Consider the following 13,441-nt stretch of genomic DNA (forward strand, 5'->3'; position numbering starts at 1 on the left):
CATGCGTATCGGGGGAACGTCAACCATGTCAGCCAGATCTGAACGTTTGATCGGAGCGCGGACCGGCCCGTACTGCACCCGCCGTAGAATGCCAGGATGCGCGCCGAACGGTCAGAGGGTCCCGAGCCTGACGCTCGCTCCGCGGTCGCGCAGAGCTACGGGGTCCTTGCCGAGTCCGCCCCTATCGACCACGAGCTCGAGATCCGCAGGTCCAGGTTCATCTGCCGCCTGCAGCGTGTCGAGAGCGAGGCGCAAGCGAGGGACGTCATCGCCGGCCGGCGCGCAGCTCACCGCCTCGCGCGCCACCACTGCAGCGCGTTCGCGATCGGCGCAGGGCGCGGCATCCAGCGCTCGAACGACGACGGCGAGCCCGCGGGCACGGCGGGCACCCCCATGCTCGACGCCCTGGTGCTCGCCGAGCGCCCGCGAGAGGGGGCGGAAGCGGCGGCGGACCTCAGCGATGTGGTCGCGGTGGTCACGCGCTATTTCGGGGGTGTCCTGCTCGGCGCGGGTGGCCTCGTCCGTGCGTACTCGGAATCCGTTTCGTCGACGCTGCAGCTCGCGCGGGTCGTGACTCGAGAGGCGAGGGCGATCTACGGCCTCGAGGCCCCACACGCGACGGCGGGCCGGTGGGAGAACGAACTTCGCGCACGCGGGATTCTCGTGTCTGGGACAGAGTACGCAGGCGCCTCGGCCCTGCTGAGTCTTGCAGTGCCGGACTCGGCCGATTCCCGCGCACGGCTCTCCTCCGAGGTCGCCGCCGTCACGGCAGGTCGAGGTTCGCTCGTCGCGCTCGGCACCGAGTGGGTCGACCTCGCCTGAGTTGCCCGATCAAGCCTGGGGAACAAGACCTCGACTGAGTTGCCCGACCGGCCCCGACGGATGCGTGCGCCGCACCGCGGTCGCCCGGGTCACACCCCGTAGGTCTGCGTCTCGGGGGCCCGCAGGGCCGCCCCGGCGAGTCGGCGCCACTCTGCATCGACCTGCTCGAGTGTCTCGTCGAGCGGGGCGCTCGTGTCGATGAGCACGTCCGCGATGCGTCGTCTCTCCTCGTCGCTCGCCTGCGACGCAATCCGGGCCCTGGCCTCCGCCAGCGACATCCCACGGCCCTCCACGAGACGTTCCTCGCGGACGGAGGCCGGTGCATCCGCGACCCAGATCTCCTCGTAGTCGTAATTGCTCTTCGACTCGACCAGCAGCGGTATGACGTGAACAACCAGGGCCGTCGGGTCTTCGGCCAGCACCTCCTCGAGCCGCTCCCCGGTGATGCGGCGCACCTCGGGATGCACGATGTCGTTGAGCGCGCTGCGTGCCTCGTCGTCACCGAAGACCAGCGCGCCGAGTGCCTGGCGGTCGAGCGTGCCGTCGGCCTGGATCAGGTCCTCCCCGAAACGCGCGGAGATCTGTCGGAGCGCGGGAGAGCCGACGGCGACGGCCTCCCTCGCGAAGACGTCGGCGTCGAGGATCACGCCGCCGAGTTCGGCCAGGCGCTTCGCGATGGTCGTCTTGCCGGATCCGATCCCCCCGGTCAGAGCGATGGTGACCATGATGTGCCGTCCTCTCGTCTGCGGATGCCTTGCTCACTTGGGCATCTTGGTTGAGGCCAACGCTACTGCGCGGAGGCCGTGAGCGCCCTGCGGCATTCCCGACCTGCTTGAGCGCACCTCGCGTGCCAGACTGAGACGCAGGAGGCACTAGACACATGCTTGAAATTCTGACCGGCCTGGGGCTCGCGACGGCGAGTGGCCTGAACGCGTTCATCCCCCTGCTGGGCATCGGGCTTCTCGCCCGCTTCACGGACCTCATCACGCTCCCAGCTGGCTGGGCCTGGCTGAGCAACGACTGGGTGCTCATCATCGTCGGCGTCCTGCTCGTGCTCGAGCTCGTCGCCGACAAGATCCCCGCGCTCGACCACGTCAACGACTGGATACAGACGGTCATCCGCCCGACCTCCGGCGGCATCGTCTTCGGCGCGGGCACGGCGAGCTCGACCGCGGCGATCCAGGACCCGGCGTCCTTCTTCACGAGCAACGCCTGGGTGCCGGTGGTCATAGGCATCGGCATCGCACTGCTGACTCACCTCACGAAGAGCAGCACACGTGCCGCCGCGAACGTCGTGACGGCCGGCGCCGCTGCCCCGGTGCTCAGCGTTGGCGAGGATGCAATCAGCGTCGGGCTGCTCTTCTCCGCGATCCTCGTGCCGCTCTTTGTCCTGGTGATGCTCGCCATGCTGGGCGTGCTCGCTTGGTTCCTCTTCAGGAGCTTCAAGCGCGTGAGAGATGCGCGAGCCGCCAAGGGCAAGTCCGCCGCTCCCCCGGTTCCTCCGGCCCCTGGCTTCACCGCCTGACTCCACGTCAGCCGTCGTGGCAACCAAACAACGCCCGGTCACTGTGTGGCCGGGCGTTGTTGCTGGTGCCTGGTGACCGACGCAGGACTTGCCCACATACGGCCGAAGGCCGGCCCCAGAGTTGGGACCGGCCTTCGGTGCAGCGAATGCTGCTGGGAACTAGTTCCCAGCGAGCTTCTCGCGGAGGGCTGCAAGCGACTCGTCGTCGGCAAGCGTTCCTGCGCCAGCTGCTTCGCTCGTGAACGAGTTCGAGGAGCTCGACGGCGCAACGGCGCTGACGTTCTGCTCGATCTCGGCTGCCGAAGCGACCTGCTTCTTGTGCGCTTCCCAGCGAGTCTGGGCGAGAGCGTACTCCTGCTCCCAAGCTTCGCGCTGAGCGTCGAAGCCTTCCTTCCACTCGTTGGTCTCGGGGTCGAAGCCCTCGGGGTACGTGTAGTTCCCCTCGGCGTCGTACTCGGAAACCATGCCGTAGAGCGCCGCGTCGAACTCGGTGCCTTCGGGGTCGACGCCATCGTTCGCCTGCTTGAGCGAGAGCGAGATGCGGCGACGGTCGAGGTCGATGTCGATGATCTTGACGAACAGCTCCTGGCTAACCGACACGACCTGCTCGGCGAGCTCGACGTGACCGCTGGAAAGCTCCGAGATGTGCACGAGACCCTCGATGCCGTCTGCGACGCGAACGAACGCACCGAACGGAACGAGCTTCGTGACCTTGCCCGGTGCGATCTGACCGATGGCGTGCGTGCGAGCAAGCACCTGCCACGGGTCTTCCTGCGTTGCCTTCAGTGAGAGCGAGACACGCTCGCGGTCGAGGTCGACCTCGAGGATCTCGACGGTGACCTCCTGGCCAACCTCGACAACCTCGGACGCGTGCTCGATGTGCTTCCAGCTGAGTTCGGAGACGTGCACGAGGCCGTCAACGCCACCCAGGTCGACGAACGCACCGAAGTTGACGATCGAGGAGACCACACCCTTGCGGACCTGGCCCTTCTGGAGGTTGTTGAGGAAGTTCGAGCGAGTCTCGGACTGCGTCTGCTCGAGGAGCGCGCGGCGCGAGAGCACGACGTTGTTGCGGTTCTTGTCGAGCTCGAGAACCTTGGCCTCGAGTTCCTGACCGAGGTACGGCGTGAGGTCGCGCACGCGGCGAAGCTCGATGAGCGAAGCCGGGAGGAAGCCGCGGAGGCCGATGTCAACGATGAGACCGCCCTTGACGACCTCGATGACGGTGCCGGTGACGACGCCGTCTTCTTCCTTGATCTTCTCCACGTCGCCCCAGGCACGCTCGTACTGAGCGCGCTTCTTGGACAGGATCAGACGGCCTTCCTTGTCCTCCTTCTGGAGAACGAGTGCCTCAACGGTGTCGCCGACCTGAACGACCTCGGTGGGGTCGACGTCGTGCTTGATCGAAAGCTCGCGCGAGGGGATGACACCCTCGGTCTTGTAACCGACGTCGAGGAGGACCTCGTCGCGGTCGATGCGAACGACGGTGCCCTCGATGAGGTCCCCGTCGTTGAAGAACTTCAGCGTCTCTTCGACCGCGGCAAGAAAGTCCTCAGCAGATCCGATGTCGTTGATGGCGACCTGCTTGGTTGCCTTTTCGGTCGTGGTGGTGGTCATGTAGGTAATGCTCCAGGTGGGCTCTAAGTCGGCCCGGATGCGCCGCTCGAGGCGACAAGCCAAGGGCAACGGGGTTCATCCGGGAATACGGATACGTGCACACAGAAAAGTGCTCTGTCAGCCTAGTCGGCCAGGTCAAGCGAGGGCAAGTGCCGCGCGCGGCGAGTTCGCCCGGATTTCGCGGCGAGTCGCCCTCATCGCGTCCGCCCTAGGATCCTGAAGCCGGGTCAGGTGGTTGCCAGGGACTCTGCGTCCGTGCCGTCCTCGTTCATGAGCTGCGATCTGATCAGGAAACGTTTGCCCTCCGGCGCCTCCAACGAGAACCCGGAGCCCCGGCCAGGAACGATGTCGACGGTCAGACGCGTGTGCCGCCAGTAGTTGAACTGCTCGCGTGACATCCAGAACTCGACGAGGCCCGCATCCGGGATGTCAGCCGTTCCGAGAAGGACGTCCGCATCACCGGTTAGGAAGTCGCCAGCCGGGTAGCACATCGGTGAGGAGCCGTCGCAGCAGCCGCCCGATTGGTGGAACATCAGCGGCCCGTGGCGTCGGCCGAGGGACGAGATCATCTCGATGGCTTCAGTCGTGAAGCCCACTCTTGAGAAGGACTCGCCGTCGATCGCCGGCTCGGCGGCAACATACCCGGCCGCAGCCTCGTGCGCCGGCCTGCTCTGCGCCTGCGTGTCCTGCACGTCCTTGTGCATGCTTTCCGCCTTTCGTCTTCATCGACTCTCGAGGTTCGTCCTTGGCGTTGTCTGGGAGCGCGGCGGGGGCGCGGAGCATCGCTGCACCACGCCCGTCGCGCGCTCGACACCCAGCGGCTCAGCGGTAGTCGATCACCACGCGGCCGCCGATCTTGCCCTGCTTCATCTCTTCGAGGACTTCATTGATCTCACCGAGTGGTCGAGCAGACACCGTCGGCTTGATGAGGCCGCGAGCGTAGAAGTCGAGTGCCTCTCGCATGTCGGCTCGGGTGCCGACGATGGAGCCTCGGATCGTGAGCCCCTTGAGGACGATGTCGAAGATCGGCGCGGGGAACTCTCCTGGTGGGAGCCCATTGAAGACGATCGTCCCGCCGCGCCTCGTCATGCCGATCGCCTGGCCGAACGCGGCAGGATGCACGGCAGTCACGAGGACGGCGTGGGTCCCGCCCGTCTGCTCCTGGATGGCGGCGACGGGGTCCTCGGATCGGGCATTGACCGTCACCTCGGCTCCGAGCTGGCGGGCGAGCTCGAGCTTGTCGTCGGCGACATCGACCGCGGCGACCCGCAGTCCCATGGCCTTCGCGTACTGCACGGCTATGTGGCCGAGTCCGCCGATGCCAGAGATGGCGATCCACTGACCTGGCCGAGCCTCTGTCTGCTTGATGGCCTTGTAGACGGTGACACCGGCACACAGGATCGGCGCGACTTCGACGGGGTCCGACCCGGCAGGCACTCGCGCTGCGTACCGGGTGTCGACGATCATGTACTCGCCGAATGAGCCGTCGACGGCGTATCCGCCGTTCTGCTGCGACTCGCACAGCGTCTCCCAGCCGGTCTCGCAGTGCTCGCACGAGCCGCACGCGCTCCAGAGCCAGGCGTTGCCGACGATGTCGCCGATCGCGATTCCGTCGGAGTCCGGGCCGACGGCGACGACTTCGCCGATCCCTTCGTGACCGGGGATGAACGGCGGGGAGGGCTTGACGGGCCAGTCGCCCTCCGCGGCGTGGAGGTCGGTGTGGCAGACGCCGCTGGCCGTGACCTTCACGAGCGCCTGGTGGGGGCCCGGGGTGGGGATCTCGACGTCGTCGACGCTGAGTTCCTCGCCGAAGGTGCGGACAACTGCAGCTTGCATGGTGCTTTTCATCGTTCGTGTTCCTGTTCTCATGCGGGGGAAAGCGTGGTCGGAGCGGGGATCAGAAGAAGCCCTGGGCGTCTTCGCTGTAGCTGACGAGCAGGTTCTTCGTCTGCTGATAGTGGTCGAGCATCATCAGGTGGTTCTCACGGCCGATGCCAGACGACTTGTAGCCGCCGAACGCGGAGTGCGCCGGGTATGCGTGGTACTGATTCACCCAGACGCGGCCGGCTTGGATGTCGCGGCCGGCGCGGTACGCGGTGTTGCCCATGCGCGACCAGACGCCAGCCCCGAGACCGTAGAGCGTGTCGTTGGCGATGGAGATGGCATCGTCGTAGTCGGAGAACTTCGTGACTGCCACGACCGGGCCGAAGATCTCCTCCTGGAAGATGCGCATGCTGTTCTGGCCCTCGAAAATCGTCGGCTGCACGTAGTAGCCGCCAGCCAGGTCGCCTTCGAGTTCTGCCCTGGCGCCGCCGATGCGGACCTTCGCGCCCTCCTGCCTGCCGATCTCGAGGTAGCTGAGAATCTTCTCGAGCTGGTCGTTCGAGGCCTGAGCCCCGACCTGCGTGTCGGTGTCGAGCGGGTTGCCCTGCACGATCTTGCGGGTGCGCTCGGTCACGTCTTCCAGGAACCTGTCGTAGATCGAATCCTGGATGAGGGCCCGCGACGGGGACGTGCAGATTTCGCCCTGGTTCAGCGCGAAGAGGGTGAAACCCTCCTGGGCCTTGTCGTAGTACGCGTCGTCGCGCAGCGCGATGTCCTCGAAGAAGACGTTCGGGCTCTTGCCGCCGAGCTCGAGCGTGACGGGGATGATGTTCTGCGAGGCGTACTGCATGATGAGGCGCCCGGTTGTCGTCTCGCCGGTGAACGCGATCTTGCGGATGCGGGAGTTGGAAGCGAGGGGCTTTCCTGCCTCAGCACCGAATCCGTTGACGATGTTCACGACACCAGGCGGCAGCAGATCACCGATGAGCTCGAAGAGCACGAGGATAGACGTCGGCGTCTGCTCTGCGGGCTTCAGAACGATCGCGTTGCCAGCGGCAAGCGCGGGGGCGAGCTTCCAGACCGCCATGAGGATGGGGAAGTTCCACGGGATGATCTGGCCGACGACTCCGAGGGGCTCGTGGAAGTGGTACGCGGTCGTGTTCTCGTCGAGCTGGCTGAGCGTGCCTTCCTGCGCCCTGATGGCCCCAGCGAAGTAGCGGAAGTGGTCGATCGCGAGGGGGATGTCGGCCGCAAGGCACTCGCGGATCGGCTTGCCGTTGTCCCAGGTCTCAGCGACGGCGATGTACTCGAGGTTCTCCTCGATGCGGTCGGCGATCTTGTTCAGGATGATCGCCCGCTCTGCCGGACTCGTCTTCCCCCACGCCGGAGCAGCTGCGTGGGCCGCATCAAGGGCCGCCTCGATGTCTTCTGCAGTGCCCCTGGCCACCTCGGTGAATGGCTGCCCGGTGACCGGGGTGATGTTCTCGAAGTACTCGCCCTTCACGGGCGGAACCCACTGGCCACCGATGTAGTGCTCGTAGCGAGGCTTGAACGAGACGAGAGCCCCGTCCGTGCCTGGCTTCGCGTAAACAGTCATGAGGACTCCCTTGTCCTAGGTGCGCAGCGTCACCACGCTGCGCGAGTGAACTCTTCCCTTGGAGCGTAGGGACCGTGACGTTGCATTTGCGTTGCATGGTGCCGGATTGCCGTCCGCTTCTGTTCAGGAGTCGAGCGACTCGATCCTGGCGACGAACCTCGAGCGCGCAGGCGAGCGCGGCGGGAGTACGGCGAGCGCGGTTCGGAAGGCCTCGGCGTCTTGGGCGACCTCGGGCAGGTCGAGGTACGCGAGCAGGGTGCGGGTGTCTGCCGTGCTGAGCACCTGGTCCCTGAGCGTCGCGGAGATCTCTGCGCGCAGCTCCCGGATGCCAGGGGCCTCGGACGTCGGCAGCAGCTCACCGCGGTAGCTCGAGACGGCCGAGCTCACGTCGCCGACTGCGAGCAGCCTGAGTACGTCTCCGGCGTCGCTGCTCAGGCCCTGCAGGATCCGGTACGGGCGAGGAGCGAGGTCGAGGCCGCGTTCGGCGAGGATCGGCCGAAGCCTCGCGAGCTCAGCCCTGAGGGTGACCTCCTTTGCGCTCTCCCCGTAGACCAGGAGCGAGAGTTCGCCGGCAGAGAGCCCGGAAGGACGCGCCGCGAGCAACGTCAGGATCTCGCCGTGCCTCCCGCTCAACTCGAGCGCCGGGTAGCCGCTGGCAGACAGCCGAGCCCGCTGGACGCCGAGCGAGCCGATCCGAGCCGCAGCTGCATCGCTGTGCGCGATCGGCGATGAAGCCTCGATGCCGGAGCGAGTCGGGTGCCCGGCGAGCAGCACCGCGAGCCTCATCTCCGCTTCCGCCGCGGCCACGGCCGCGCGCATGAGGGCAAGGGAGTGCGGACCGACGGCTCGCTCGTCCCCCGTCAAGTCGATGGCGCCGACAGCGACGCCCGAGATCGGGTCGCGAATCGGGACCGCCGTGCAGCTCAGGAGTTGCACGGCGGGGGCGAAGTGCTCAGCACCGGCGATCTGCACGCCGCGACCGGAAGCGAGTGCCGTGCCGGGGGCGCTCGTGCCGACCGCGGCCTCAGACCAGTCGGCGCCTGCCACGAAGTCCATGTGCTCAGCCCGACGCAGCGTGGCGCTGTCGCCGCGCACCCAGAGGAGCCGTCCCTGCTCGTTGGTGATGGCGACGATGAGTCCGGTATCTCTCGCCGGCTCCACAAGCAGGCGGTCGAGGACAGGCAGGACGTGTTGAAGGGGGCTGCGCTCTCTCGCGGCCGCGAGCGGCTCGAACTGATCGAGGTCGCGGGCCTTCGCGTTCGCTGGGCTCCCGAGAAGTTGCAGGGAGCGGAGCCAGGAATCGCGGACGACGCTGCGGAGTCCTGCCACGGCCGAACGCAGATCTACTCCCCCGCTCGTCCCGCCGACCTGGTCGATGAGGGAATGAGCGGATGCGGCTGCCACCTGGTCGGGGCCAGCCAGCTCGCCACTCTGCGGGTGCACGTCGCAGCCTCCTCGGATTCGCGGCAACGGGTGCGTCGATGCACCCGCTGCCGCGAGCCTAGGCCACGCAGCCTGAACGATGGCAGACCGCCTCGTGCTGCGTCGCGATCGGGGATCGCTGGCGAGGCCCTCGGTCAGTCGCTGCTCAGCACCTCGCGGAGCGTGTCGAGTCCGAGCCCGCCCAGGTCGAGCGCACGCGAGTGCCACGCCTTGAGGTCGAAGCCGTCGCCAGCGCGCAGCTCGGCGTCCGCGCGAAGCTCCTCCCAGATGCGCTGCCCGATCTTGTAGGACGGGGCCTGCCCTGGCCAGCCGAAGTACCGGTTCACCTCGAACTTCACGAAACCGTCTGGCATGTTCACGTGCTGTCGCAGGAAGGCGAGCGCGTAGTCGTAGTCCCAGACCTTGTCGCCTTCAGGCACCGTCTTGCCGAGGTGGACGCCGATGTCGAGCACGACGCGGGCCGCGCGCATCCGCTGCCCGTCGAGCATCCCGAGCCTGTCCGCCGGCTCGTCGAGATAGCCCAGCTGTTCCATGAGGCGCTCGGCGTACAGCGCCCACCCCTCGCCGTGGCCCGAGGTCCAGTTGTTGCGGCGCCAGGTGTTGAGCTGGTCTCGGTTGAGAGTCGCGCGCGCGATCTGCAGGTGGTGGCCCGGAACACCCTCGTGGTACACGGTCGTGAGCTCGCGCCAGGTGTCGAACTCGGTGACCCCTGGTGTGACCGACCACCACATGCGGCCCGGCCTCGAGAAGTCTTCAGACGGTCCCGTGTAGTAGATGCCGCCCTCCTCGGTCGGCGCGATGAGGCACTCGAGGCGCCGCATCTGCTCCGGGATGTCGAAGTGGCTCTCAGCGAGCTCGGCGACCGCTCGGTCGCTCGTCTCCTGCATCCACGCCTTCAGCGCAGGCTTGCCGTGGAGTTTGCGGGTCGGGTCCAGCTCGAGGTGAGCGATCGCCTCGGCAACCGTCGCGCCCGGGAGGATCTCGTTCGCGATGGCTTCCTGCTCGGCTTTCATTCGCGCGAGCTCAGCGAGGCCCCACTCGTAGGTCTCGTCGAGGTCAACGGCCGCGCCGAGGAACCCGCGGGAGGCCAGGGCGTAGTGCTCGCGTCCGACTCCGTCGGTTTCGCTGGCGGCTGGCAGCAGCTCGTCGTCGAGGAACGTCGTGAACGCCCCGTAGGCCGCAGAGGCCCCCTGGGCACCGCGGCGAAGCTGTTCGCGGAGCTCCTGCGGGAGCTCGCCCTCTGTCGGCGTCGACTCGGCGAGCAGCTCGAAGAAGTTGCCGCTAGCGGCGTATTCACCAGTCTGCACCGCGACTTCGCGCACCTGGCGCTTCGCTGGCACGACTCCGGCCAGTATCCCGGCACCCAGGCGCTCCGTGTAGCCCTCGACCGCCGCTGGCAGATTCTCGAGGCGCCGGGCGATGTCCTCGAAGTCGCTCACGGTCTCGCGAGGCATGAGGTCGAACACCATGCGGATGTCCTGGGCAGGGGATGCGATGTTGGAGAGTTCGCGCAGGTGCAGCCTGGCGTCGATCATCTCGACCTCGAGCCCGAGGCTGCGTCGAAGCTCGAGCGCCGTCACATGGTCGACCTCGTCCACCTCGTCGAGGGCGTCGAGCTTCGCCAGCACGTCGACTATGGCGGCGCGCTTGCGGGGGGCCGCGGCCGACGAGTAGTCGCCGTACTCCGACTTGTCGCCGTCGACGCCGAGCTCGACTCGCCGCTCGGGCGAGAGCTCGATCTCGGTGGCGACCCAGGCCTCCGCGAGTCGATCGATGTCTGTCTGCGGTCGAGCCTGACTGGTGTTCTGGGGGTGTGGAGCGGAAGTCGTCATCCCCAAAGCCTATGCTCGCCCCTCTGAGGCCTTGCTCCATGGAGAGCAGGACCGAGAAGGGCGAGCTGACGCCCGGGGCTATCGCCTAGTGACCGGCCTCGTCCCAGTTCGGGCCGCGCCCGATCTGCACTTCGAGGGGGACGGTGAGGTCGGCAGCGGCTGCCATCTCCTCGCGAACGAGGGCCTCCATGGTCTCGCCCTCGCCCTCGGCCACCTCGAAAACGAGCTCGTCGTGCACCTGCAGGAGCATGCGGGAGGACAGCTTCTCCGCGCGGATGCGGTCCTCGATCGAGTTCATGGCGCGCTTGATGATGTCAGCCGCCGACCCCTGGATCGGTGAGTTGAGCGCCTGGCGCTCGGCGTTCTCTCTGGCGATGCGGTTGGTCGAGTGCAGGTCGGGGAACGGGCGCCTACGGCCGAAGATCGTCTCCGTGTAACCGTCCTCCTTCGCCTGCAGGACGACGTTGCGCAGGTAGTCGCGGACGTTGCCGAAGCGCTCGAAGTAGTCGATCATGAGCTTCTTCGCCTCGGCGACATCGATCTGCAGCTGCTTCGAGAGGCCAAAGGCCGAGAGGCCGTAGGCGAGGCCATACGACATGGCCTTGACCTTCGAGCGCATCGCGGGCGTCACGTCCGCCGGGTCCACGCCGAAGACACGTGATCCGACGAAGCGGTGGAGGTCCTCCCCCGCGTTGAAGGCCTCGATGAGCGCGGCGTCACCGGAGAGATGCGCCATGATGCGCATCTCGATCTGCGAGTAGTCGGCGGTGAGCAGCGACTCGAACTCGGGGCCGTGCACAAACGCGCGGCGGATGCGCCTGCCCTCCTCCGAACGGATGGGGATGTTCTGCAGGTTCGGGTCGTTCGAGGACAGGCGGCCCGTCGCCGAGCCGATCTGGTGGTAGCTCGTGTGGATGCGTGAGCTCTCGTCGATCGCCTTGAGCAGGCCCTCCATGATCTGGCGCAGCTTCACCGCGTCGCGGTGCTTGCGCAGGGCTCCGAGGAAGGGATGCGGACTGTTGCGTTCGAGGTCGGCGAGCGATTCCGCGTCGGTCGAGAAGCCGGTCTTCGTCTTTCGGGTCTTGGGCATCTCGAGCGTCTCGAAGAGCACGACCTGCAGCTGCTTCGGCGATCCGAGGTTGATCTCGGTGCCCCCGATGGCGTCGAACGCCTCCTGCTCGTAGGTGCGGATGCGCTCGGTCAGGTCGTCCGCGAGGCCCTGCAGGAACTCGCGGTCGATGGCGACCCCCTGCAGCTCCATGCTCGAGAGCGTGGCGAGGAGTGGCGTCTCGATGGACGTGAAGACGTCGAGCGTGCCTGGCTCGAGCATGCCGAGGGCGGCGGTCGTCGCGCGTTGCGTGTACCAGGCGTCGCTCGCGGCGAGCGAGGACTCGTCGCCGAGCTGCAGCTGGTTCGGGTCGCCCTCAGGGAGCTGTTCGTCGAGGCGCATCTGCACGAGCTCGGCGAGGCGCTTGGGCGCATTCTGGGGGCGGTACAGCCAGCCGGCGAGCTGACCATCCTTGACCTGGCCGCCAACCTCGAGGCCGGCGACGGTGAGCGCTTTGAGCTGGGGCTTCGCGTCGAACATGAGCTTCGGCGCATCGCTCGCGAGCCACGCCTCGAAGGGGGCGTAGTCGACGCGTTCCGGAATCCAGCGGAGTTCGGTGGTCTCAGCTGCCGAGGAGACCCCGACGGCCACGATGCCACCCTCCGGGCTGTGGAGGACAGTCAGCCCGAGCCCCTCCGGGGTCGCGGCCACGGCCTTATCGAGCCACTGCTCGAGCTCTTCGTCGAGCAGCTCTGGTCGCACGGGGGCTGCGACCGCCTCCGCGGGTGCGATGTCCTCGCCCGCTTCGTCGGCCAGCTTGAGCACACGGTCCTGCAGGGTGCGGAACTGGAGCTTCGTGAAGATCTCGCGCACGGCATCCGCGTCGATCGCGCCACGGCTGAGCTGCTCGGGTGCAACGGGCAGCTCGACGTCGTCGATGAGTCGGTTGAGCTTGCGGTTCCGGACGGCGTTCTCCCGGTGCTCGCGGAACGACTCTCCAACCTTGCCGCCGATCTCGTCGGCGTGGTCGAGGATTCCCTGCAGCGAGCCGTACTGCGCAAGCCACTTGGCCGCAGTCTTCTCACCGACCTTGGGCACGCCCGGCAGGTTGTCGCTCTTCTCACCGACGAGCGCGGCCACGTCCGGGTACTGCTCTGGGCGGACGCTGTAGCGCTCCTCGACCTTCGCGGGGTCGTAGCGCGTGAGCTTCGTCACGCCCTGCGTCGACGGATACAGCAGCGTGACGTCGTCGGTGACGAGCTGGATGGAGTCGCGGTCGCCCGAGACGACGAGCACCTTGAAGCCCTGCTCGCGTCCCTGTCTTGCGAGCGTCGCGAGGATGTCGTCCGCCTCGAAGTCCTCCTTCACGACCGTCGTGATGCCCATCGCGTGCAGGGCGTCGCGGAGCAGCGGGACCTGTCCCTTGAACTCGACGGGGGTCGCGTCGCGGCCCGCCTTGTACTCCGGGTACTCGCGGGTGCGGAAGGAGCTGCGCGAGATATCGAAGGCCACGGCGATGTGGCTCGGGTTCTCGTTCTGGAGCAGGTTGAGGAGCATCGAGACGAAGCCGTGGATAGCGTTCGTGTGCTGCCCCTCCGAGTTCACGAAGCTATCGACCGGCAGGGCGAAGAACGCCCTGAAGGCAAGCGAGTGGCCGTCGATGACCATGAGGGTAGGCTGATTTTGCGCTGACACACGGTCAGCCTACTTGCCGCCCCAGACACTGCGCCGAT

At 67.0% G+C, this 13,441-nt stretch carries 10 protein-coding genes; 2 read left to right on the forward strand and 8 right to left on the reverse strand.

Annotated elements, in window-relative coordinates; genetic code table 11:
* The first annotated feature begins 96 nt into the window (after nucleotides 1–96).
* On the forward strand, nucleotides 97–822 hold the full coding sequence (locus FHX72_RS03090) for an IMPACT family protein (protein ID WP_068481848.1): 726 nt from the start codon (nucleotides 97–99) through the stop codon (nucleotides 820–822).
* A gap of 89 nt (nucleotides 823–911) precedes the next feature.
* Here FHX72_RS03090 and coaE read toward each other — a convergent pair whose 3' ends face one another.
* Nucleotides 912–1,547 (reverse strand): dephospho-CoA kinase, encoded by a 636-nt coding sequence (coaE, locus tag FHX72_RS03095; RefSeq protein WP_068481845.1) that lies wholly within the window; start codon nucleotides 1,545–1,547, stop codon nucleotides 912–914.
* A gap of 155 nt (nucleotides 1,548–1,702) precedes the next feature.
* Here coaE and FHX72_RS03100 point away from each other — a divergent pair, with 155 nt between their 5' ends.
* The gene (locus FHX72_RS03100) at nucleotides 1,703–2,347 is read left to right on the forward strand and encodes a DUF4126 domain-containing protein (protein WP_068481841.1); all 645 of its coding nucleotides are present in this window, start codon (nucleotides 1,703–1,705) and stop codon (nucleotides 2,345–2,347) included.
* 159 nt (nucleotides 2,348–2,506) lie between these two features.
* Here the strand turns inward: FHX72_RS03100 and rpsA are convergent, their stop codons facing one another.
* The 7 genes from rpsA to polA all read right to left on the reverse strand — a co-directional run bounded on the left by rpsA (nucleotide 2,507) and on the right by polA (nucleotide 13,376).
* Nucleotides 2,507–3,964: a 30S ribosomal protein S1 gene (gene rpsA, locus FHX72_RS03105; protein ID WP_068481838.1), complete on the reverse strand. Its 1,458-nt coding sequence runs from the start codon at nucleotides 3,962–3,964 to the stop codon at nucleotides 2,507–2,509.
* A 227-nt stretch (nucleotides 3,965–4,191) separates the two neighbouring features.
* On the reverse strand, nucleotides 4,192–4,668 hold the full coding sequence (locus FHX72_RS03110; RefSeq protein WP_082775442.1) for a DUF779 domain-containing protein: 477 nt from the start codon (nucleotides 4,666–4,668) through the stop codon (nucleotides 4,192–4,194).
* Nucleotides 4,669–4,786: 118 nt separating this feature from the next.
* Nucleotides 4,787–5,812 carry an alcohol dehydrogenase AdhP gene (gene adhP / locus FHX72_RS03115; RefSeq protein WP_082775441.1) on the reverse strand — a complete coding sequence of 342 codons (1,026 nt, stop codon included), beginning with the start codon at nucleotides 5,810–5,812 and terminating at the stop codon, nucleotides 4,787–4,789.
* A 49-nt stretch (nucleotides 5,813–5,861) separates the two neighbouring features.
* Entirely contained in the window at nucleotides 5,862–7,385 is a 1,524-nt protein-coding gene (gene exaC / locus FHX72_RS03120) for an acetaldehyde dehydrogenase ExaC (RefSeq protein WP_183622966.1), read from the reverse strand.
* A 123-nt stretch (nucleotides 7,386–7,508) separates the two neighbouring features.
* Nucleotides 7,509–8,828 carry a sigma-54-dependent transcriptional regulator family protein gene (locus tag FHX72_RS03125; protein WP_183622967.1) on the reverse strand — a complete coding sequence of 440 codons (1,320 nt, stop codon included), beginning with the start codon at nucleotides 8,826–8,828 and terminating at the stop codon, nucleotides 7,509–7,511.
* Nucleotides 8,829–8,962: 134 nt separating this feature from the next.
* A complete protein-coding gene (locus tag FHX72_RS03130; protein WP_068481830.1) occupies nucleotides 8,963–10,660 on the reverse strand; it encodes a DUF885 domain-containing protein in 1,698 nt (565 codons plus the stop codon).
* 85 nt (nucleotides 10,661–10,745) lie between these two features.
* On the reverse strand, nucleotides 10,746–13,376 hold the full coding sequence (gene polA, locus FHX72_RS03135; RefSeq protein ID WP_082775440.1) for a DNA polymerase I: 2,631 nt from the start codon (nucleotides 13,374–13,376) through the stop codon (nucleotides 10,746–10,748).
* Between the last annotated feature and the right edge of the window lie 65 nt (nucleotides 13,377–13,441).

Source organism: Pseudoclavibacter helvolus, assembly GCF_014191305.1.
In the GTDB taxonomy this organism is placed as follows: domain Bacteria; phylum Actinomycetota; class Actinomycetes; order Actinomycetales; family Microbacteriaceae; genus Pseudoclavibacter; species Pseudoclavibacter helvolus.

Coding starts and splice junctions, on each gene's coding strand:
- FHX72_RS03090 (WP_068481848.1), top strand. CDS start 97: ATGCGCGCCGAACGGTCAGAGGGTCCCGAGCCTGACGCTCGCTCCGCG.
- coaE (WP_068481845.1), bottom strand. CDS start 1,547: ATGGTCACCATCGCTCTGACCGGGGGGATCGGATCCGGCAAGACGACC.
- FHX72_RS03100 (WP_068481841.1), top strand. CDS start 1,703: ATGCTTGAAATTCTGACCGGCCTGGGGCTCGCGACGGCGAGTGGCCTG.
- rpsA (WP_068481838.1), bottom strand. CDS start 3,964: ATGACCACCACCACGACCGAAAAGGCAACCAAGCAGGTCGCCATCAAC.
- FHX72_RS03110 (WP_082775442.1), bottom strand. CDS start 4,668: ATGCACAAGGACGTGCAGGACACGCAGGCGCAGAGCAGGCCGGCGCAC.
- adhP (WP_082775441.1), bottom strand. CDS start 5,812: ATGAAAAGCACCATGCAAGCTGCAGTTGTCCGCACCTTCGGCGAGGAA.
- exaC (WP_183622966.1), bottom strand. CDS start 7,385: ATGACTGTTTACGCGAAGCCAGGCACGGACGGGGCTCTCGTCTCGTTC.
- FHX72_RS03130 (WP_068481830.1), bottom strand. CDS start 10,660: ATGACGACTTCCGCTCCACACCCCCAGAACACCAGTCAGGCTCGACCG.
- polA (WP_082775440.1), bottom strand. CDS start 13,376: ATGGTCATCGACGGCCACTCGCTTGCCTTCAGGGCGTTCTTCGCCCTG.